Source organism: Phenylobacterium sp. GW823-FHT02A09 (assembly GCF_058797775.1).
The window spans coordinates 237,261-256,848 of record NZ_JBXAJZ010000004.1 but is presented as its reverse complement, the minus strand read 5'-3'; the positions used below and the strand labels follow the sequence as shown (position 1 = coordinate 256,848).

The window sequence follows — 19,588 nt, the reverse complement described above, 5'->3', positions numbered from 1 at the left end:
GAGGCTCGGCCCGCGGCGGCGCATGTAGCTTGCCATGAGCGCTCCCAAGCCCCCCGCCGCCGCCCGCCTCCCCAAGGTCATCGAACAGCTCGGGCGCACCCGCACCGACGACTATGCCTGGATGAAGGACGACAACTGGCGCGAAGTGCTGCGCGACCCCAAGGTCCTGCGGGCTGACATCCGCGAGCAGCTGGAGGCCGAGAACGCCTACACCAAAGCGCTGCTCGACAAGACCGAGACCCTGCAGGCCGAGCTGTTCGCCGAGATGAAGGGTCGCATCAAGGAGGACGATTCCAGCGTCCCCGCCCCTGACGGCCCCTGGGAGTACTACGCCCGCTACGAGATCGGCGCCGAACACCCCGTCCACGGCCGCCGCGCGCGCGGCGGCGGCGAGGAACAGGTGCTGCTGGACGAAGACGCCCTGGCCAAGGGCAAGGCTTTCTTCCAGGTCGGCGCCGCCAGCCACAGCCCCGACCACAAGCTCTACGCCTGGGCCGCCGACGAACAGGGCTCGGAGTACTACACGATCCGCGTGAAGGACCTGGAGAGCGGCGGCACGCTCGACCACGCCATCGACAGCGCCTACGGCTCGTTCGTCTTTTCGCCTGACAGCGAGTGGCTCTTCTGGATCTGGCGCGACGAGAACGCCCGCCCCTCAAAGGTCTATCGGCGCCCGGCCCGCGGCGGCGAAGACGTGTTGGTCTACGAGGAGGCCGACGAGGGCATGTTCCTGGGCGTCGGCCTGGCGTCGGACCGCAGCCACCTGCTGATCCATGTCGGCAACCAGGAGACCACCGAGCTTTGGCTCATCCCGGCCGCCGACCCGACGGCCGCCCCGATCGTCGCCGAACTGCGCCAGGAAGGCGTGAAGTACGAACTCGACCACTGGTCGGACCGCTGGGTGATCCGCACCAACGCCGACGACGCGGTGGATTTCAAGCTCGTCCAGTCGCTCGCGCCGGTCCCCTCCCGCGCCACCTGGACCGACTTCGTCGCCCACGAGCCCGGCCGCTTCATCACCGGCTTTGCGGCCTTCGCCGGCTTCCTGGCGCGGCTGGAGCGGGTGAACGCCAACGACCGCATCGTGATCATGGCCCGTGACGGCGCCAGCCACGAGATCGCCTTCGACGAGGAGGCCTACGCCCTCTCGCTGGAAGGCGGGCTGGAGTACGACACCACGCTGACCCGCTTCGTCTACCAGTCGCCGACCACGCCGCGGCAGTGGTTCGACTACGACATGGCCAGCCGTGAGCGGACGCTGCGCAAGACCCAGGAGATCCCCTCCGGCCACGATCCCGCCCGCTATGTCGCGCGCCGCCTCTACGCCACCGCTCCGGACGGGGCGCAGGTGCCGGTCACGGTGTTGATGCTGAAGGACACCCCGCTCGACGGCTCCGCGCCGCTGCTGCTCTACGGCTACGGCTCCTACGGCCACGCGATGGAGCCGACCTTTTCGATCCGCAACCTCAGCCTCGTGGACCGCGGCTGGATCTGGGCGGTGGCGCATATCCGCGGCGGCTCGGACAAGGGCTGGGGCTGGTTCCTCGACGGCCGCAAGGAGAAGAAGACCAACACCTTCACCGACTTCATCGCCTGCGCCGAGCACTTGAGCGCCAACGGCTACGGCAAGGCCGGGCGGATGGTCGCCTATGGCGGCTCGGCCGGCGGCATGCTGATGGGCGCCGTGGTCAACATGCGCCCGGACCTCTGGAGCGGCATCATCGCCGCCGTGCCGTTCGTCGACGTGCTCAACACCATGAGCGACACCACCCTGCCGCTGACCCCGCCGGAATGGCCCGAATGGGGCAATCCGTTGGAGGACGCCGACGCCTACGACCGCATTGCGAGCTACAGTCCCTACGACCAGGTCGCGGCCCAGCCCTATCCGCCGATCCTGGCGACGGGCGGGCTCAGCGATCCGCGTGTCACCTACTGGGAGCCGCAGAAGTGGGTCGCCAGGCTGCGCGACAACACGACGGGCGACGCCCCCATCCTGCTCAAGATCAACATGGAAGCCGGCCACGGCGGCGCCTCCGGCCGTTTCGACTTCCTCAAGGAGATCGCGCTCGACTACGCCTTTGCAATCTGGGCGCAGGAACGGGGTTGGGAACAGTGATCGTCAGGGCTTCGACGACGGAAGACGCCACGGCGCTGGCCGAGATCTACGGCCACCACGTGCTGAACGGCTTCGGCACGTTCGAAGAGGTCCCGCCGACCATTCAGGACATGGCGGCCCGCCGTCAGGCGATCGTCGAGCGCGGCCTGCCCTATCTGGTCGCCGAGGACGCCGGCCGCGTGCTGGGCTTCGCCTATGCCGGCCCGTTCCGGCCGCGCGCGGCCTATCGCTACACGGTCGAGGACAGCGTCTACATCGCGCCCGACGCGCTGGGCCGCGGCGTCGGCAAGGCGGTGCTGGGCGCGGTCATTGAGGCCTGCGAAGAGTTCGGCATACGCCAGGTGGTCGCGGTGATCGGCGACTCCGAGAACGCGGGTTCGATCGGCCTGCATAAGGCGCTCGGATTCGAGCACGCCGGCGTCGGCAAGAGCTTCGGCTGGAAGAAGGGCCGCTGGGTCGACATCGTCTGGATGCGCAAGGCGCTGAACGGCGGCGACGCCAGCGCGCCCGACGCGGCCGGAATGGTCCTGGGCGGGGCCTAGAGCGCCCCCAGGAGCGGTTACGGGGCGGCCCGCGTAGGGCGCCGGCCTGGAGCTCCTAGGCCGGCTCTCACTTGCGGCGCGCGCCTGCGCAAGCGTCAGAACTTGTTCGGCGCATCTTTGTCGGGCCCCTTCGCACACTCGCCGCTGAAGCGGACGCCGCGAGCCCGAAGCGTCATCTTGCCGGTCTTTCGATTGATCTCGAACGACGGGTTGTTGATGGCGTTGAGCGAAAAGCTGCCGGTGATCTGGTCATCGGCGACGACGAGCTCGGTCAGGGGACGCCACCCGTCCTCGCTCTTTGTGACCCAGAGCGGCATGCCCCAGCCCGGCAACTTCGCATCGCCAGTGCCGTCGTCGCGGATTCGGATGGCCACTGAACGGTCGATGCTGCGCACGCTCTCCGTCTCCATGGTCATCTTGCGGTTGGCGCCGAAGCCGTTGCTGATCCCGGTGTCGATCTTGCTCGTCTCGGTCGACGTCACGAGGGCCGCGCCTTCGCAGAGCAGGTCCAGATTTGCGGCCTGCGCTATGGCCGGCGACAGCACGATCGCGCCCGCCACGATCACAACCTTCATCGTCGCCCCCCTCCCAACTTGTGCGGACGCTACAGCTTCGCCGTGCAAATGGAAGGGACGAGCAACCGCCGGGCCGACGCTACTGAAGCGGCGCGCCAAGTGGGGACACGCTGTCGCGGCGGATGTCTCTGAATTTTAGGGAGAGATGGCTGGGGAACTAGGACTCGAACCTAGAATGACGGTACCAAAAACCGCAGTGTTACCATTACACCATTCCCCAGCAGGAACGGCTACGGAGGATATGTCCCCCGCGGCGAGGGCGTGGAGATAGCCCAACAGTTCGCCGGATGCAACGCCCCAAAAAAGGTCTTTCTGACCCGCTTGCGGTGCAGAACGATCGCCTCTATAAGGCGCCCTCCCAAGTCGGAGTGTGGCTCAGTCTGGTAGAGCACCGCGTTCGGGACGCGGGGGTCGCAGGTTCGAATCCTGCCACTCCGACCATTTTTTCCCGCCCATCCCGAGGGCGGATTTAGAGCACGGCGGTGGGACGCCGTGACGCAAGCGCCAGGCGCGCTTCGCCCTCCTCAACGATGTGCGTTCGAGTACGGAAAGACGTTCGTCGGCCCGCCGGCGACGGTGTCGGACGCGTCGACGCCCGGCGCGCTGGTGGCGGCCAGCTGCGAGCGCGAATCGTCCTGCGGCTGGAAGTCCAGGAAGACCTGCTCCAGCGGGCGCGTTTCGGGCAGCACGTAGACCACGCCCTTGGTGCCGGTGAAGGTCGGCAGCACGATCTTCTGATAGAACTCGACCGGCACGTTGATGCAGCCGAACGTAATGCGATTGTCGTCAGTGCCCGGCGACGCCAGGCGCTGCAGACGGTGCTCCCGCGGATTGTTGGTCACCACCTGGTGCAGCGAGACCGCAGTCTCGTAGTCGACCCAGAAGATGTCCTTGTCGCCCTGCTCATCGCCGAAGCTGGCGACGAATCGGCCGGCAGGCGTCGTGCGCTCTTCAGGGGGGATCTTAGAAAGTTCTTTCTCGCCGATCCCTGGCGCCGAATCGTCGCCGCGCGCCAACCCCAGCAGAGCCGGCGCCACGCCTCGCAGACGGCCGTCGGCGCCGAAGACGAACACTTCGGCCGACACCTTGTCGATGATAATGAACGGCAGACCGTTGTAGTCACCCGAAGCGATCACCCAGTCGGCGAGCCGCACGACCTCCTTCGAGGCCGGCGTCGGCTTCGACTCGGAATGTTCAGGCGTAGCGGCGGCCGCGGTCGAGGCTGCAGAGACCCCGACCGACAGCACGCCAAGCGCCCAAGCCGCCAACACCGCTTTCAAAGCATCGCGCATGGAATTCGTCCCACCAACCCAACGCCGCAACAGGCGGCGCAAAGAACGAACGTATGACGGCGCAGATCGTCGAAATTGGGACGATCAGTTTCTCGGCATCTTCGAGGCACGTGCGGACGCCGCTTGCACGGCCATCTGCTCGTTCCGATCAACGCGAGCCGTCAGCTGGTCGAGCCGTTGGTTGGCGTTCCGAGCGTCGTTGGAAGCGGCCTGGGCCGCGCTGTTCGCCGCGTCGGCGCGCTGAATAGCGTCAGTCGCCTTGGCGTCGACAGCGTCGATGCGCCCATTCACCGTGGCGATCTGCTGATCGACATAGTCAGTTGTGGCGCAGCCGCTCAAAGCCAACCCGCCTACCGCCAGGAGCGAGGCGAAGCGTACGCTCGCCCAGGGATTCATCAGTCGGACCATTTCGCACGTCCTCTATGGTTGAGAACGAATGGTCGCCCAATCTGCTGAGCGCCCATACCCGGCGAATCCCTTAGTTCGCGTCCGCTTGTCTGCTGATGCCGCCCGCGGCTGCGCCCCTGTCTAGTCGGCCTTGGACTGTCCCTTAGCGCCCGCTTCGGCCGCCGCCAGCACGCGCAGAAAGTTCCCGCCCCAAATCGCGTCGACCTGCTCCTCGCTATAGCCGCGCGCCAGCAGTTCGCCGGTCACGTTGGCGGCGTCGGCCTCGTCCCGGAAGCCGGGAATGCCTGAGCCATGGTTGAAGTCCGTCCCGACGCCGACGTGGTCGGGGCCGATGCGCTTGGCGATGTAGTCGATGTGATCGACGTAGTCCTTCAGCGTGGCCTGGGGCGACAGGGCCCGGTAGGCGGCGAAGAAGGCGTCGCGCCGCTCGGCCGGCAGGTCGTCCGCCCCCTGGTAGCCAGGCTTGTCGGCGGCCAGCCCGTACTGGGCCCGCAACGCCTTCAATCGCGGCGCGTAGTCGGCCGGCGCGGGCAGCAGATAAGCGTTGAACGGCACGACCTGCACCAGCCCGCCGTTGATCTTGATCGCGTCGAGCTCGGCGTCCGAGAGGTTGCGCGTGTTGTCGGCCAGGCTGCGCGCCGCCGAGTGGGTCGCCACGACCGGCGTGCGGGTCAGCTCCAGCGTCTGGAACACGCCCTTCGGCGTCAGCTGCGAGACGTCGATCAGCACCCCCAGGTCGTTCAGCCGCCCGACCGCCGCCTTGCCCAGCGGCGACAATCCGCCGTGCTCTTCGCCCTTGCCCTGCTGAGGCCGCGAAGAGTCCGCAAAGGCGTTGTTGCCGGCATGGTTCAGCGCCGCGACCCTCACGCCGTCGGCCTTCAGGCGATCGAACTCGGCGACGTCGGGCTGCAACGAATAGGCGTTCTGGAAGCCGATCAGCACCGCGATCTTTCCCTGCCCGACGATCCTGCGCACATCGTCGGCGGAAAAGGCGATGGCGATGTCGGCAGGATGGTCGGCCGCCAGCTTGCGGATCGCCGCCAGCTTGGCGTCGGCCTCCGCGCGAGCGGCGGCATGGCCCTCGGGCGTGTCCGGCCCGGTCGAGACGGCGACGGCATAGACCAGCGCGTCGACGCCGCCGGCCTTGAGCTTGTCGAGCTCGGTATAGGACTTGCCGTCCGGCGCGTAGTAGCGCGCGTTGGTCCCCGGCAGCAGTACGTCGACGTGGCCGTCGAGGACCAGGGCCCGCCCGTGGACGGCCGTGACGTCCGCGGCGACGGCGGGAACCGACATCAAGGTCAGCATCGTCCCCGCGGCCAGCAGGGTGCGACGCGCCAAGCGCACGCTCGAGATCATGGTTGTCTCCAATGAAACCGGCGCCGCCCCAGCGCGACCGCCGCTACATTCCTACAATGTTGATAGGAATTATTGTCTCAATGAAGATTTTCTGCCGCAGCTAGCAGCCAAGCCGCTGCGGGCGACAGGGCGAGGGAACTTCCCCCGCCCTGCGCAGGTCATTCGCCGCCGGCTTCCCAGCCGCCGCCAAGCGCCTTGAAGAGGGCGATCTGGTTGGTCGTCACCTGGGCGTCGGACTGGGCGAGCTGGGCCTCGAGCGAGGCCAGCTGACGCTCGGCCACCAGCACGTTCAGCAGACTGTCGACTCCGGCCTCGTTGCGCAGGCGCGCCAGCCGGGCCGCGGTCGCGCCTTCGTCGCGGGCGCGCTTGAGCGCGGCGCGGCGATCGAGCTCGCGGGCGTACTGGGTCAACGCCGTCTCGGTCTCCTGCAGCGCGGTCAGGTTGGCCTTTTCGAAGTTGGCCAGCGCCGCCTCGGCCCCGGCCCCGGCCTGCTTCACGCGAGCGCGGGCCGCCAGGATGTTCGGGAAGCTCCAGTTGATCAGCGGCCCGACATTGAAGGTGTAGTCGTCGCCGAGATCCCCGGTGCGCGCGCCCGTGGTGGCGATGCCGCCGCCGATGGTCACGGACGGATAGAGCGAGGCGGTCGCCACGCCGATCCGGGCGGTGGCCGCGGCGAGCTCGCGCTCGGCCTGGCGCACGTCCGGACGCCGGGCGAGCATGCCCGCCCCATCGCCGACCGGGATCGCCTGGGCCACCTGCGGGGTGGTCTGGCAGCTCAGCACCGCCTGGGGCGCCTCAGCCGGCGTCTTGCCGGTCAGCAGGGCCAGTCGGAACAGCGCCGCCGAGCGCTGAGCGTCGAGAGACGGCAACGCCGCCTTCGAGGTCTCCAGCTGCGTCGCCGCCGCCGAGGTGTCGGCCGCGGTGCCGCGGCCGGCCTCGAGCTGACGGGCGGTCAGGTCGTATGTGTTCTGCTGCAGTTCAATCGTGCGCCGCGTCACCGCAATCTGGGCGTTGGCCGCACAGATATCGGCATAGGCGCGAGCGGTCTCGGCCGCGACCGAGACCCGCACCACGTCGAGCGCCGCCTGGGCGGAAGCCACGTCGGCGCGGTTGGCTTCCAGGCTGCGACGCACGCGGCCGAACAGGTCGACCTCGTAGGACATGTCGAAGCCGGCCCGGTACTGGTCGCCGTCGGCGAACTGGCCCGTCACCACGTCCTGGCCCCGGACACGCTGGCCCGACGCCGAGATGGTGGTCGACGGCAGCAGCCCCGAGCGGGTCTCGCTCAGCACGGCCCGCACCCGCGAGAGGTTCGCAGCGGCGACGGCGACGTCCTTGTTGGCGACCAGGGCCTCCTGGACCAGACCGTCGAGGGTCGGGTCCTGGAACAGTCGCCACCAGTCGCCGGGCGGGGCCTCGGCCGCGGCGATCGCCGGCTCGGCCGAGATGAACGTCCCCTGCCCGGAGGCCACCGGCGCCGGGACCGTGTAGTTCGGTCCGGCGGCGCAGGCGCTCAGCGCCGTGGCGCCCAGCAGCGCAGAGATCAGCTTAAGGCGGATCACTTCGCGCCTCCTTCATACTCGAGCGGGTGGTGCGGCGTGCCGCCCCCGGTGGTCGGATAGGTCTTCTCTTCCTTGCCCTTGGCCTTCGGCAGGCGAGCGGCCAGCCAGCGGCAGAGCACGTAGAAGACCGGCGTGAAGATCAGGCCGAAGACGGTCACGCCCAGCATCCCGAAGAACACCGCCGTGCCGAGCGCCTGACGCATCTCCGCCCCCGGCCCCGTGGCGATCGCCAGCGGCAGCACGCCCAGGATGAAGGCGAACGAGGTCATCAGGATCGGCCGCAGACGCGTCCGTGCCGCCTGTATGGCCGCGTCGAACCGGTTGGCCCCTTCGTCTTCTTCCGCCTGCTTGGCGAATTCGACGATCAGGATCGCGTTCTTGGCGGCGAGCGCGACGAGCACGATCAGACCGATCTGGGTCAGGATGTTGTTGTCCTGGCCCCGCAGGTTCACCCCGAGGATCGCAGCGAGGATACACATCGGCACGATCAGGATGACCGCCAGCGGCAAGGTGAAGGCCTCGTACTGGGCGGCCAGCACCAGGAACACGAACACCACCGCCAGGACGAAGATCAGGGCGCCGGAGTTGCCGGCCGCCTTCTCCTGGTACGCCAGTTCCGTCCACTCGTAGCTGAAGCCGGGGGGCAGCACCTTGGCCGCATGCTGCTCCATCGCCGTGAGCGCATCGCCTGAGGCGACGCCCGGAGGCGCCCCGCCCTGCACTTCTGCGGCCGGGAACAGGTTGTAGCGCACCACGCGGACCGGGCCGGTGTCGTCCTTCACCGTCGCCAGGGAGCCCAAGGGCACCATGCCGCCTGAAGCCGAACGAACCTTGATCCCGGCGATGTCGGACGGATCGTCCCGCGCGTCGGACTCCGCCTGCGCGGTCACCCGGAAGGTGCGGCCGAGCAGGTTGAAGTCGTTGACGTAGGTCGAGCCGAGATAGGTGCTCATGGCGTCATAGATCGCGCCGGGCTGAACCCCCATCAGCAGGGCCTTGTCACGGTCGATCTCCGCGGTCACCCGGGGCGAGCCCGTGTTGAACTGCGAGAAGACGCCGACCGTGCTCTGCGGGGTCTGCGAAGCGGCGCCGACGAGGCCGTTGGCGGCCTGCTCCAGCGCGGCGTAGCCGGCGCCCGAGCGGTCCTGGACCATCATCTTGAAGCCGCCGGCGTTGCCCATGCCCTCGACGGGCGGAGGCGCCAGGAAGAAGATATTGGCTTCCTGGATGCCCGACAGGCGACCCATGACCATGCCGGCCATGTTGTCGGCGCTCAGTTCCTTGCCGCGCTTGGACCAGTCGTCGAGCTTCACGAAGAACACGCCGCCGTTGGACATGGCCGAGAAGCTGGCCCCGTCGAGGCCGGCGAAGGCCGAGACGCCCTGGACGCCAGGGGTGTCCTGCACGATCGCCGCGGCCTGGCGGACGACAGCGTCCGTGCGCTCGAGCGAGGCGCCCGGCGGAAGCTGGACGACGCCGATCAGGAAGCCCTGGTCCTGCTGCGGGATGAAGCCGGTCGGGGTGGCGGTCAGGCGCCAGCCCGTCAGCAGGATCAGGCCCGCATAGATCACCAGCACGATCATGCTCGCGCGCACCAGGCGGGCCGTCAGCGCGCCGTACTTGTCGCTCAGCCAGTCGAAGCCGCTGTTGAACTTGTGGCCAGCCATCTTGATCGGCCGCATCCAGCGCGGGCCGGTGTCGAGCGAATGCTCGACGTGCGGCTTCAGCAGGAGGGCGGCCAGGGCCGGCGACAGGGTCAACGACGTGAGCAGCGAGATCACCGAGGCCGCCGAGATGGTCACGGCGAACTGGCGGAAGAACATGCCGGGGATGCCGGGCATGAACGCGGTCGGGACGAACACGGCCAGCAGCACCAGGCCGATGGCGATCAGGGCGCCGGACACTTCGTCCATGGTCCTGAACGCCGCCTCTCTGGGCGTCATGCCTCGGCGTATGTTCCGTTCGACCGCCTCGACGACCACGATGGCGTCGTCGACCACGATGCCGACCGCCAGCACGAGGGCGAACATCGACAGCGAGTTGAGCGAGTAACCGAGCGCCAGCTGCACTGCGAAGGTGCCGACCAGCGCCACCGGAATGGCGAGGATCGGGATGATCGCCGCGCGCCAGGTCTGCAGGAACACCATGATCACGACGACCACGAGGATCACCGCTTCGAACAAGGTGCTCTGCACCGACGAGACCGACGCCTGGACGAATTCGGTCGGATTGTAGGGGATGGAATAGCTCACGCCTTGCGGCATGGACGGCTTGAGTTCTTCGACCGCCTTCATGACTTCGGCGGCGGTCGACAGGGCGTTGGCGCCCGGCTGCTGGATGATCGCCAGGCCGATGCCGCGCCTACCGTCGAAGTAGCCGCGCATCCCGTAGTCCTGGGCGCCCAGCTCGACGCGACCGATGTCGCGGACGCGGGTCACGCGGCCGTCGGCGTCGGTGCGGATGACGATGTTGGCGAACTCTTCCGGATCGGCCAGACGGCCCTGCACCTGCACCGGCAGCTGGAAGGCCGCGCCGGTGTCGTTGGGAGCCTGGCCGAGGGCGCCGCCCGCGGCCTGGACGTTCTGGGCGCGCAGCGCGGCCACGATCTCGTCGGAGGTCAGGTTGCGCGCCGAGGCCTTGCCCGGGTCGATCCAGACCCGCATCGAATAGAAGCCGCCGCCGAACACCTGCACGCCGCCGACGCCCTTGATGCGCAGCATGCGGTCGCGAACGGTCGAGTTCGCGAAGTTGCCGATGTGGTCGAGGTCGGCCTTGGGATCGTCAGAGGTCAGCGCGACGAGCAGCAGGAAGCCCGAGAGCTGCTTGTTCACGGTGACGCCGACCTGGCGCACCTGCTCGGGCAGGCGCGGCGTGGCGAGCGCCACACGGTTCTGGACGAGCACCTGCGCGGCGTCGAGGTCTGTGCCCGGCTCGAAGGTCACGGAGATCGTCGCCATGCCGTCGGCGGTCGACGACGAGGTCATGTAGAGCATGCCCTCGACGCCGTTGATTTCCTGCTCAATGGGCGCGGCGACGGTCTCGGCGAGGGTTTCGGCCGAGGCGCCTGGATAGACGGCGGTGACCGCGATGGTCGGGGGAGCGATGTCCGGATACTGCGACAGCGGCAGCTGCGGCAAGGCGAAGGCCCCGATCAGGGCGATGAACACCGACAGCACGCCCGCGAAGATCGGGCGGTCGATGAAGAAGTGCGAGAAACGCATGGATTCCGTTCCTGGATCGGGCCCTTAGCGGGCGCCGACCGGCGTGGCGCTCGAGGCCACGGGAATGGTGACAGTGGACGTAGCTTGCGCTGCGGCCTTCTTGGGCTCGATGGTCACGACCTTGGCCTTGACCTTCATGTTGGGGCCCATCAGGCGCACGCCGCCGTTCACGATGACCTTGTCGTCGGCCTTGATGCCGCTGCGGATGACCCGCAGGCCTTGCGCGGTCGGGCCAAGCTCGACCGGCTTCAGGGTCACCGAGCCATCGGCCGCCACCACGTTGACCGCCTTGCGGGCGCCGTCGGCGACGATCGCGTCTTCCGGCACCAGCAGCGCGTCATAGGCCTGACCGCCCTCGACCTTGGCCTTGGCGAACATGCCCGGCTTCAGGAAGCCGTTGGGGTTGGGCACTACGGCGCGCATGCGGATGGCGCCGGACGCGCCGTCGATGCTGTTGTCGGTGAAGTCGACCTGGCCGGTCCAGCGGTACTCGGCCTCGTCCTGCAGGCGGATCTGCACCTTGCCGCCCTTGCCCGTCGCGCGCTGGTCCTTGAGCAGCTGGGCTTCGGAGGCGTCGAACAGGAAGTGGATCGGCGTGGTGGAGACGATGGTGGTCAGCACGTCCGCACCGGCCCCGCCGCCCGAGATGACATTGCCCGGATCGACGCGACGGTCGGAAACCACGCCCGATGTCGGCGCCGTGACGCGGGTGAATTCCAGGTCCAGCGCACGGGCCTGCACCGTCGCCTGGGCGACTTCGCTGGCGGCGCGCTTGTTGTCGTACTCTTCGCGGCTGATGGCCTGAACCTTCAGCAAGGTCTCGGCCCGCGCGAGGTCGGCGGCGGCGAGCTTGGCCTGCGCGCGGGCCGCGGCGAGTTGCGCCTCGGCCGGACGCGGGTCGAGCGTGAACAGCAGCTGGCCCTTCTTGACGAACTGGCCTTCACGGAAATGGGCGGCCTGCATGTAGCCGCTGGTGCGCGCGCGCACGTCGACGCGCTCGGGCGCCTCGAAACGACCGGTGAAGTCATCCCAATCGACGACCGATTGCCGCAGCGGAGTGGCGACCGACACCTCCGGCGGAGGCATTTGCGGAGGGCCTTCCGGCTTGCCGCATCCGGCCAGAACCAATGCAGCGGCGGCCGTTGCGACGAACGGCGCGAGAAACTTTCGCATGATTTATCCCACGGGCGGGGGAGCGCCCAAGTCAACGGTTGATGACTTTTACATCGATAGCGCCTACATATGTCAACAGCCGATGACAACAAGGGAGCGAACGGCGAAAATGGCCGAAAATGTGGCGCCGGTGCGCGCGCGCAACGCGGCGGCGACGAGACAAGCAATCCTCGATGCGGCGAAAAATCGTTTCGCCAAAGAGGGTTATGACGGCGCGAGTCTCCGCGAGATCGCCGCCGAAGCCCGCGTCGACGCCGCGCTGGTTTCTCGCTATTTCGGCTCCAAGGAAGAGCTCTTCGTCGAGGTTCTGAACTGCGGACCTGACGCTACGGAACTCTTCCAGGGCGAACTCAGCCAGTTCGGCGAGCGGGTCGCCGACAAGCTACTGGACGATCCCGACCGCCAGGACGGCCTCGACCACCTGCTGATCATGCTGCGCTCGGCCTCGTCGCCGGCCGCCGCAGAGCCGCTTCGCCGCTCCATGCGGACCTGGTTCCACGATCCCTTCGCCGCCTATCTGGGCGGCCCGGAGGCCGACGTCCGAGCCCGCCTGGCCGGCGACCTGATCATGGGCGTGGCGATCTCCCGCGCCATCACCGACGACCACGATCTCGACTCCGAAGGACAGGCCGCCCTGCGCCGCAGGCTGGCCAAGGTCATCCAGGCGGCGGTCGATCCCTAGGTCAGCGGGAGCGTGGCGCCGAACTTCACGCGCCGCCGCACGAACACAGCCTCAAAACGTCCCACGGACGGATGTTCGGCGATCTCCGCGTCCATGAAGGCGTTGAACGCATCCATGGTCTCGAACACGGTGATGCACATCAAGTCGTAGGCCCCGGACAGCTCCATCACCACCTGCACGTGGCGCGAGCGGATCAGCCTGGCCCGCACGTCGGCGAGGCGCGCCGGCCCCTGCTGGGCCAACTGGATCATCACCATCACCGAGATATGGTCGCCCGCCAGCCGCGGATCGAGCACTGAGACGTCGGCTGCGATGACGCCGTTGCTGCGATAGTTGCGGATCCTGCGCTGGATCGCCGAGGGCGACAGCGGCACGTGGCAAGCCAGTTCATGGGCGCTGGTCTGGTTGGACACCTGCAACGCCGACAGGATCTGCATGTCCAACCGGTCGAGCTGCATCTCCATCGCCGTCGCCTCCAGCCATTCGCAGTGATCGAATGGCGCGACGAGCGCTCCAGGTCATGACATTCGCGACAAACGGCGACTCCGGCGCGTCCAAGGCGCAGCGCCTGCTACGGACGGGCCGACCTTCCAGGTGAAAGCGCTCGCGCCGATCAGGGCCTGAGGATCGCGTCGAGTCGACCGCGCACCGCGCGCCCGGCCGCGGTCAGGTGCAGCACGCGGCTACGGCCATCGTTGGGATTGAGGAACGCCTCGACCAGCCCGCAGGCCGGCGCCCTCGCCCACTCCGATCCCGGCGGCCCGAACGAGCGGATGCTGCGTGAAGCCGTCGGCTCGGTCATCTGCGCCAGGACCGCTAGGTCCTGGATGGTCAGGCCCTCATGATCGCAGGCGTGCAGGAACGTCGCGATCTCGTTGACGGTGATGGTCGGGTTGAGGCTGCGGAACAGGGCCAGGGCCTCGATAAGAACGCGCCGCGATCCCACGGCCTCACCGGTCCGCATGGACGCTGGCCGCCAGCTCGGCCGGCAACGTGCGCACGGACGGCGTGGGCCGGCGCTCGCGGCGCTCGCGCATCAGTAGCTTGGCGTCCGGATAGACCGCCCTCACCTGCGCCAGCAGCGCCTCAAGCCGGCGCTGATGCTCGGCGGCCTCGACATAGTCGCCTACGTTGAGCTCGATCGAAATCTGGCCCCACAGCTTCACGGCACGCCTCCAAAACCAATTGTCTCTTGGTTGCTATCCCTAGCCTCGCGCCAGCGCGGCTTTCGCGCGTTGTGGCGGCCTTCAACGCGGCGGCGCGGCGAAGTTTCACGACAAGCGCCGCCGCGCCGCGCATGGCCCAAAAGCAAACCGGCCGGCTCCTCTCGGAGCCGGCCGGCGCTTGGTCTTCGAAGTTTTCCGGAAGGCCTTAGAAGGACTTGCGGACGCTCACGTACCAGTAGCGGCTGTAGGGCTGGTAGAGCGCGCCCAGATAGCCGTCCGAAGCCAGCGGCGGCTTCTCGTCGGTGATGTTGCGCACGCCGACGCGCAGGCGGGTGTTCGACGCCAGGCCTTCGGTGAACTCGTACTGGCCGTAGAGGTTGGCGGTCAGCTGCGAGTCGACAACCCAGGGGGTGCCGGCCGAGTCCACCAGGGCGGTGTCCTCAACGTCGCCGATGTACTGAGTGAACGCGCCGACGGTCCACTGGTCGTAGCTCCAGGTCGCCGAGGCGGACCACTTCCACTCCGGACGGCCGTCCTGGCGAACCAGATCGCCGCCGCCGCCGATGAAGATCGTCGGGTCGATCTCGCCGGCCGCTTGCGCGGCCATCAGTTCAGCCACGCCCGGCGAGGGCGAACGGTAGAACTTGATCAGGTGGGCGGCGTTGAAGTTGACGCTGAAGTCGCCGTACTGGGTGCCGCGCAGGTTCCACATCACGCCGATGTCCAGGCCCCGCGCCTCTTGCGGCAGCAGGTTCTGGTATTGGTCGGTGATGTAGAGGATCTGGCCGACCGGGGCGAGCCCGGTGCCCGCATAGGCAGCGATGTCGTCAGCGGTCGGCGCGGCGCGAACCACGCTGGCGTACGACGAGCCGTTCAGGCGCGCCAGGTAGTCGGCGGTGATGGCGTTGCCGCCGCCGAACAGACCGACGATGCCGTCCTGCTTCACGCGCCAGTAGTCGACGGTGAAGGTGAAGCGGCCGAAGTCGTCCGGGATGAAGCGCGGCTCATAGACCACGCCCACGCCCCAGGTTTCCGATTCTTCCGGCTTCAGCTCCGGATTGCCCGAGCGGCGTTCGGCCGTGGCCGGCGCGGCGCAGGCCTGCAGACTGGCGAGACGGCCGGCGCGGACGTCGGCGTCGCAGCGGTACCAGTCGCGGCGGTTGTTCGAACGGGTCACCAGGGTGGCGTTGACCTGCTCGAGGTTCGGAGCCTTGAAGCCCTGGGCCCACGAACCGCGGAAACGCAGGCCGTCGATGACGTCCCAGGCCATGGCGACCTTCGGCTTGGCCACGTCGCCAGCGTCGCTGAAGCTCTCGTAGCGGCCGGCGACCTGGGCTTCCAGGTTGTGGACGAACGGGATCTCCATTTCCGGCGAGACCAGCGGGATCGCGAACTCGAGATAGGCCGAGGTGACGTTCCGCGAGCCCTTGGTGTCGGGCGACGGGCTCGAACCGACCAGGTCGTTGGCATAGGTGACGCCGGTCGCCGAGTTGGTGAAGGAGATCGTCCCGTCCAGGCGGGCGTCACGGTCGTCCTTCTGGGTTTCGCGGCGGTACTCGACACCGGCCGCGAAGCCGACGTCGCCGCCGGGCAGCTGGAACAGGTCGACCTTGGAGACCTTGAAGTCGGCCATGGCCAGGCTGCTGGTGTTCTTGCGGACGGTCTTCACGCGGATCGCGTCGATCGCGGCCTGCGAGCTCGGGCGGTTGTCGCCGATGCTCGGATTGTCCAGGCTGCCGCCGTTGAACGGGTTGTAGGCGTCCGGCGTCGCCAGGGCCATCTGGCGCTGCAGAGCCGTGGCGCTGATGCCGTCGGAGGTGTCTTCGACCTGCGCCTTCGAATAGAGCAGCGCGCCTTCCCAGTTGAAGCCGAACTTCTGGCCCTTCAGGCCGCCGAGGAAGCGCCATTGCTCGTTCTCGACGTCGACGCGGTTCGGCCCGACGTCGACGAAGTTGTAGGCGTTCATCGTCGAACCGACGCCGGCGGCGCCGACGCTGAGGCCAGCCAGGCGGTTGGGGTTCGCTTGGCCGTTGATCGTCGTGGCGCCGAACGGGTTGTAATAGTTCGTGGCCGCGATCGCGATCGGCAGGGTGCTGAGATTGGTGGTCGAGGTCTGCACCGCGTGGGTGGTGGCGGTGTAGAAGCCGACTTCGCCGAACGCACGCACGTCGTCAGTGATGTCGTACTTGCCGGTCAGGAACAGGTTGACCCGCTCCAGCTCGGGCATGACCGAGGTGTTGAAGGTGCCGGTGTCGAAACGCAGGTTGCGGTCGGCGCCGGTCGCCGACGTGGCCGCCGCGCCCGAGGCGAGGCAGATGCCGCCGCCCAGTTGAGCCGCGCAGGCCGAGTTCGTCGACGGCTGGATGTGATAGGCGCCGGTGGTGCTGGTCAGGGCCACGCCGTTCTGGCGCACGATGCCGCCGGCCGCGGTCAGGCTCGACCACGGCGTCGCCGTCAGGCGGTCGTCCAGCGTGACGTTGCCCGCATACGACGTGCCCGCGAACAGCGGGGTCTTGTCGGACGACGAGGTGTAGTCCTGGTCCCAGGCGTTCAGCGACGTGCGGTTCGTGTAGTTGGCGAACAGGCTGATGTTGCCGCGGCCTTCGTGGAAGTTGCGGCCCGCCTGCACGTTGAACTCGTACTCGCGCATGTTGGTGCCTTCGGCGGCGCCGTATTGCGCGTCGACGGTCAGGCCGTCGAAGTCGTCCATCAGCACGGTGTTGACCACGCCGGCCACGGCGTCCGAGCCGTACAGCGCCGCGGCGCCGTCACGCAGGACTTCCAGGCGCTTCAGGCCGTTCACCGGAATGGCGTTGGTGTTGTAGGTCAGCACCGGCACCAGGTTCTCGTCGGCGCGGCTGGTCGGGTGGGCCACGACGCGGCGGCCGTTCAGCAGGACCAGGGTGTTGCCGACGCCGAGGTTGCGCAGGTTCACCGAACCGACGTCGCCGCGGGCGCTGTTGCTGGAGTTCGGCAGGTAGCTCGAGTTGAAGCTGACGTCGCCCATCTGCGGGATGGAGCGGAACAGGTCGTCGCCGGAAGTGGCGGCCACGTTCGCCAGTTGCGCCTGATCGACCACTGTGACGGGGAGAGCCGCCGTAACCTTCGCGCCTTCGATCTGCGAACCGACGACGACGATTTCTTCGACCAGGTCGCCATCCGTCTGAGCGTTGGCCGCGCCGGCGATGGAGAGGGCGCAGAGCGCCGAGGTCGCAAGCATGGCGTTCCGCCAAGACATACGAGAATTCATTGAGATTATCCCCTCAACCCATAAGTGTACTGTGTCAATTTGCAGCCGCGGCAGCAAGGATCGACATTGGCGTGACAAACACCTGATCATTGCCGCCACGTCACCCTTCTCGCTTTGACCCGGCGAGAAATAACGGCGTCTGTGGCATTGCAGCCACCGATCGGACACGCCAAGCCCGCTGTATTGGCCACAACTGAACGGAAACTTAAGCCGCCAGTCCGCTAACGCGCAGCAGAACGCACGCGGCGGCAGGGCCGGCGCGTGCGCTCAATAACCAGACGCAGGGAACGCTGAGATCCTCAGTAGAAACTGAGATTGTCGATCTCAAGCCACATCTTCTCGCCGGCGGGACGGCCGCCGTCGACGGTGATCTCCAGGACGTCGTCGCCGGTCCAGGGGCCGGTTCCGGCGCCCCGGCCGCTCGTGCGCTTGAGGGCGCTGAACGGCACTTCGACCGTCGCCCACTCGGAACCGGAGGCGACTTCAGCGATCCAGCGACCGTTCTGGGTGTTGACCCCGAGATCGTAGGCCTTGCCGTCGCCGCGCAGCTCGAAGCGCACGCCCTTGTAGGCGCGCACGTCGACCGGCTCGACGGATCCGCGGCTGAGCGGAATGATCACCCCGGCGTTGGCGTCGTCCTTGGCCGACATCCGGGCGGCGATGCTGAGCGCATGGTCGGTGGCCGTGCGGTTGATCACCTGCGCCACCTGGACGGTCCGGTCGATGCCGCCGTCCATGTCGTCCATCCGCAGGGTGTCGTAGGTCGAGCGGGCGCTTTCGAAGTCGTCGATCAGCGGGCCCTTGGCCTTGATCACCGGCATCGACTTCTGGCCGTTGGCGGCCGGCAGCTTGGTCCCCGGACCGTGCACCTGGACGCCGTCCACGAACACGCGATCGGTCTTGTAGACGTCGGCGATGTTGGTCCACGGCTGGCCGGCGATCAGCACGATGTCGGCGCGCTTGCCCTTTTCGATGGTGCCGCGATCGTCCAGCTCGCCCAGCACCTTGGCGCTGTTGGCGGTGCCGGCGATCAGCGCCTGCGACGGGGTCAGCCCCGCGCGCACCAGCAGCTCCAGCTCCTTCAGCGTCGAGGTCCCGTGCGGCGTGCCGGTCATGCCGGCGTCGGTGCCGAGCGCGATGGTCACGCCAGCGTCGTGCAGCGCCTTCACGTTGTGCAGCGCGTAGCCGAACTTCTGCTCGCTGCGGCGGCGGGCCTCCTCGCTCTGGGTAGGACCGGCCTTGCCCGGATCGTAGACGGCCAGGGTCGGCGCGTAGGCCGTGCCGCCGGCCTTGATCGCATCGATGGTCGCCTGGTCGACTTCGCGATCCTGCAGGCTGTGGGCGATGACGTCGACTTTCGCGCGGCCGGCGATCGCCCCGCGGTCGACGGTGACCGTGTGGGTCAGGACCTTGAGGTTGTTGCGGTGGGCCTCGTCGACCAGAGCGCTGAGCGTGCCCTCGTCCATGCTGGTGTTGTCGGCCGACGCGCCATAGCGCCAGCCGTCCGCGAAGGCCTTGATGAAATCGGGCTTGTAGGGAACCAGCGCCTTCACCTCAAGGCGCGCGCCCTGCGGCGAGTTCACCCACTTGGTGGTGGCGCGGTCGGCCCAGTCGGCGCCGTGGCCGCCCGGCGTGCTCATCCGCGCAACGAAGTTCACGTGCGGCGATGCCATCGAGGCGATCCAGCGGCGACGCGGTTCGAACGATTCCGGCTGTTGGTGGAAGTCGTTCACCGTGGTCACGCCAGCGGCGATGTAGGCGTTGGCGATCTGCGGCGAGATCCGCGGGTCGCCGGCCGGGGTCCAGTGGGTATGGACATCGAAGAAGCCCGGCAGCAGCGCCTTGCCCTTGGCGTCGATCACCACCGCGCCACGCGGCGCCTTCACGCCCGGGCCGACGTCAGCGATGCGGCCGTCCTGGATGATGACGTTGGCTACCTGCGGCGCTGCGCCAGTGGCGTCGAACACGGTCGCGCCGATGATCGCCACCGGGCGTCCCTGGGCCTGCGCCGCGCCGGCGAACGCCAGCATTCCACCCACTGCGGCCAAGCCGGCGGCACGCCACCCGTTTCGAACCACGCTCACCTGCACCCCCGATACTCGTCACTGGACTGACGGGACGAGCCGCGCCCGTTCCCCGAATTGCGTCCAGTTAGGCTTGGCTCGGCAAGAAGGCGATTCATATCGCCGTTCCGAGGGATGAACTTGCCCGTTACCGGGGATCTACGCGCCTGCGCCAAGTCCTG

15 protein-coding genes and 2 tRNA genes are annotated in these 19,588 nt (G+C 67.9%); 4 read left to right on the top strand and 13 right to left on the bottom strand.

Going from position 1 to position 19,588, the window contains the following annotated elements:
* Positions 1 to 34 precede the first annotated feature (34 nt).
* Together AC1Q87_RS17855 and AC1Q87_RS17850 are read left to right on the top strand one after the other, a co-directional pair.
* Positions 35 to 2,116, top strand: a complete 2,082-nt coding sequence (locus AC1Q87_RS17855; protein WP_492610180.1) for a S9 family peptidase — start codon at positions 35 to 37, stop codon at positions 2,114 to 2,116.
* A complete protein-coding gene (locus AC1Q87_RS17850) occupies positions 2,116 to 2,658 on the top strand; it encodes a GNAT family N-acetyltransferase (RefSeq protein ID WP_492610614.1) in 543 nt (180 codons plus the stop codon). Before AC1Q87_RS17855 ends, AC1Q87_RS17850 begins: the two co-directional genes overlap by 1 nt.
* Before the next feature lie 95 nt (positions 2,659 to 2,753).
* On the opposite strand, the gene AC1Q87_RS17845 is transcribed toward AC1Q87_RS17850, so the two are convergent.
* Together AC1Q87_RS17845 and AC1Q87_RS17840 are read right to left on the bottom strand one after the other, a co-directional pair.
* Positions 2,754 to 3,218, bottom strand: coding sequence for a hypothetical protein (locus AC1Q87_RS17845; RefSeq protein WP_492610179.1), 465 nt, complete (start codon positions 3,216 to 3,218; stop codon positions 2,754 to 2,756).
* Between the two features lie 161 nt (positions 3,219 to 3,379).
* A tRNA-Gln gene (locus AC1Q87_RS17840) sits at positions 3,380 to 3,453 on the bottom strand.
* Positions 3,454 to 3,597: 144 nt separating this feature from the next.
* Between AC1Q87_RS17840 and AC1Q87_RS17835 the strand changes: the two genes are divergently transcribed.
* Positions 3,598 to 3,674 (top strand) — tRNA-Pro (locus AC1Q87_RS17835).
* A gap of 83 nt (positions 3,675 to 3,757) precedes the next feature.
* Here AC1Q87_RS17835 and AC1Q87_RS17830 read toward each other — a convergent pair.
* The 6 genes from AC1Q87_RS17830 to AC1Q87_RS17805 form a co-directional block, all read right to left on the bottom strand.
* Positions 3,758 to 4,567, bottom strand: a complete 810-nt coding sequence (locus tag AC1Q87_RS17830; protein ID WP_492610178.1) for a L,D-transpeptidase — start codon at positions 4,565 to 4,567, stop codon at positions 3,758 to 3,760.
* A gap of 42 nt (positions 4,568 to 4,609) precedes the next feature.
* Positions 4,610 to 4,933 (bottom strand): hypothetical protein, encoded by a 324-nt coding sequence (locus AC1Q87_RS17825; protein WP_492610177.1) that lies wholly within the window; start codon positions 4,931 to 4,933, stop codon positions 4,610 to 4,612.
* Between the two features lie 120 nt (positions 4,934 to 5,053).
* Positions 5,054 to 6,289: a dipeptidase gene (locus AC1Q87_RS17820; RefSeq protein WP_492610176.1), complete on the bottom strand. Its 1,236-nt coding sequence runs from the start codon at positions 6,287 to 6,289 to the stop codon at positions 5,054 to 5,056.
* 158 nt (positions 6,290 to 6,447) lie between these two features.
* The gene (locus tag AC1Q87_RS17815) at positions 6,448 to 7,851 is read right to left on the bottom strand and encodes an efflux transporter outer membrane subunit (RefSeq protein ID WP_492610175.1); all 1,404 of its coding nucleotides are present in this window, start codon (positions 7,849 to 7,851) and stop codon (positions 6,448 to 6,450) included.
* Positions 7,848 to 11,072 (bottom strand): efflux RND transporter permease subunit, encoded by a 3,225-nt coding sequence (locus AC1Q87_RS17810; protein WP_492610174.1) that lies wholly within the window; start codon positions 11,070 to 11,072, stop codon positions 7,848 to 7,850. The genes AC1Q87_RS17815 and AC1Q87_RS17810 overlap by 4 nt, the downstream gene beginning before the upstream one ends.
* A 24-nt stretch (positions 11,073 to 11,096) precedes the next feature.
* A complete protein-coding gene (locus tag AC1Q87_RS17805) occupies positions 11,097 to 12,245 on the bottom strand; it encodes an efflux RND transporter periplasmic adaptor subunit (protein ID WP_492610173.1) in 1,149 nt (382 codons plus the stop codon).
* Between the two features lie 109 nt (positions 12,246 to 12,354).
* Here AC1Q87_RS17805 and AC1Q87_RS17800 point away from each other — a divergent pair, with 109 nt between their 5' ends.
* Positions 12,355 to 12,927: a TetR/AcrR family transcriptional regulator gene (locus AC1Q87_RS17800; protein WP_492610172.1), complete on the top strand. Its 573-nt coding sequence runs from the start codon at positions 12,355 to 12,357 to the stop codon at positions 12,925 to 12,927.
* On the opposite strand, the gene AC1Q87_RS17795 is transcribed toward AC1Q87_RS17800, so the two are convergent.
* From AC1Q87_RS17795 to AC1Q87_RS17775, 5 genes are all read right to left on the bottom strand, one after another.
* Positions 12,924 to 13,391, bottom strand: coding sequence for an Lrp/AsnC family transcriptional regulator (locus tag AC1Q87_RS17795; protein ID WP_492610171.1), 468 nt, complete (start codon positions 13,389 to 13,391; stop codon positions 12,924 to 12,926). The genes AC1Q87_RS17800 and AC1Q87_RS17795 overlap by 4 nt on opposite strands.
* Before the next feature lie 149 nt (positions 13,392 to 13,540).
* Positions 13,541 to 13,891 carry a hypothetical protein gene (locus AC1Q87_RS17790; RefSeq protein WP_492610170.1) on the bottom strand — a complete coding sequence of 117 codons (351 nt, stop codon included), beginning with the start codon at positions 13,889 to 13,891 and terminating at the stop codon, positions 13,541 to 13,543.
* Positions 13,878 to 14,093, bottom strand: a complete 216-nt coding sequence (locus AC1Q87_RS17785; RefSeq protein WP_492610169.1) for a hypothetical protein — start codon at positions 14,091 to 14,093, stop codon at positions 13,878 to 13,880. Before AC1Q87_RS17785 ends, AC1Q87_RS17790 begins: the two co-directional genes overlap by 14 nt.
* 205 nt (positions 14,094 to 14,298) lie before the next feature.
* Entirely contained in the window at positions 14,299 to 17,313 is a 3,015-nt protein-coding gene (locus AC1Q87_RS17780) for a TonB-dependent receptor plug domain-containing protein (protein WP_492610168.1), read from the bottom strand.
* A 329-nt stretch (positions 17,314 to 17,642) separates the two neighbouring features.
* Positions 17,643 to 19,427 carry a CIA30 family protein gene (locus AC1Q87_RS17775; protein WP_492610167.1) on the bottom strand — a complete coding sequence of 595 codons (1,785 nt, stop codon included), beginning with the start codon at positions 19,425 to 19,427 and terminating at the stop codon, positions 17,643 to 17,645.
* Positions 19,428 to 19,588: the final 161 nt, after the last annotated feature.

Bases quoted from the DNA above. Each gene is read 5' to 3' on its own strand.
- AC1Q87_RS17825 (WP_492610177.1), bottom strand. From the start codon at position 4,933: ATGGTCCGACTGATGAATCCCTGGGCGAGCGTACGCTTCGCCTCGCTC.
- AC1Q87_RS17780 (WP_492610168.1), bottom strand. From the start codon at position 17,313: ATGCTTGCGACCTCGGCGCTCTGCGCCCTCTCCATCGCCGGCGCGGCC.
- AC1Q87_RS17805 (WP_492610173.1), bottom strand. From the start codon at position 12,245: ATGCGAAAGTTTCTCGCGCCGTTCGTCGCAACGGCCGCCGCTGCATTG.
- AC1Q87_RS17855 (WP_492610180.1), top strand. From the start codon at position 35: ATGAGCGCTCCCAAGCCCCCCGCCGCCGCCCGCCTCCCCAAGGTCATC.
- AC1Q87_RS17820 (WP_492610176.1), bottom strand. From the start codon at position 6,289: ATGATCTCGAGCGTGCGCTTGGCGCGTCGCACCCTGCTGGCCGCGGGG.
- AC1Q87_RS17790 (WP_492610170.1), bottom strand. From the start codon at position 13,891: ATGCGGACCGGTGAGGCCGTGGGATCGCGGCGCGTTCTTATCGAGGCC.
- AC1Q87_RS17800 (WP_492610172.1), top strand. From the start codon at position 12,355: ATGGCCGAAAATGTGGCGCCGGTGCGCGCGCGCAACGCGGCGGCGACG.
- AC1Q87_RS17810 (WP_492610174.1), bottom strand. From the start codon at position 11,072: ATGCGTTTCTCGCACTTCTTCATCGACCGCCCGATCTTCGCGGGCGTG.
- AC1Q87_RS17795 (WP_492610171.1), bottom strand. From the start codon at position 13,391: ATGGAGATGCAGCTCGACCGGTTGGACATGCAGATCCTGTCGGCGTTG.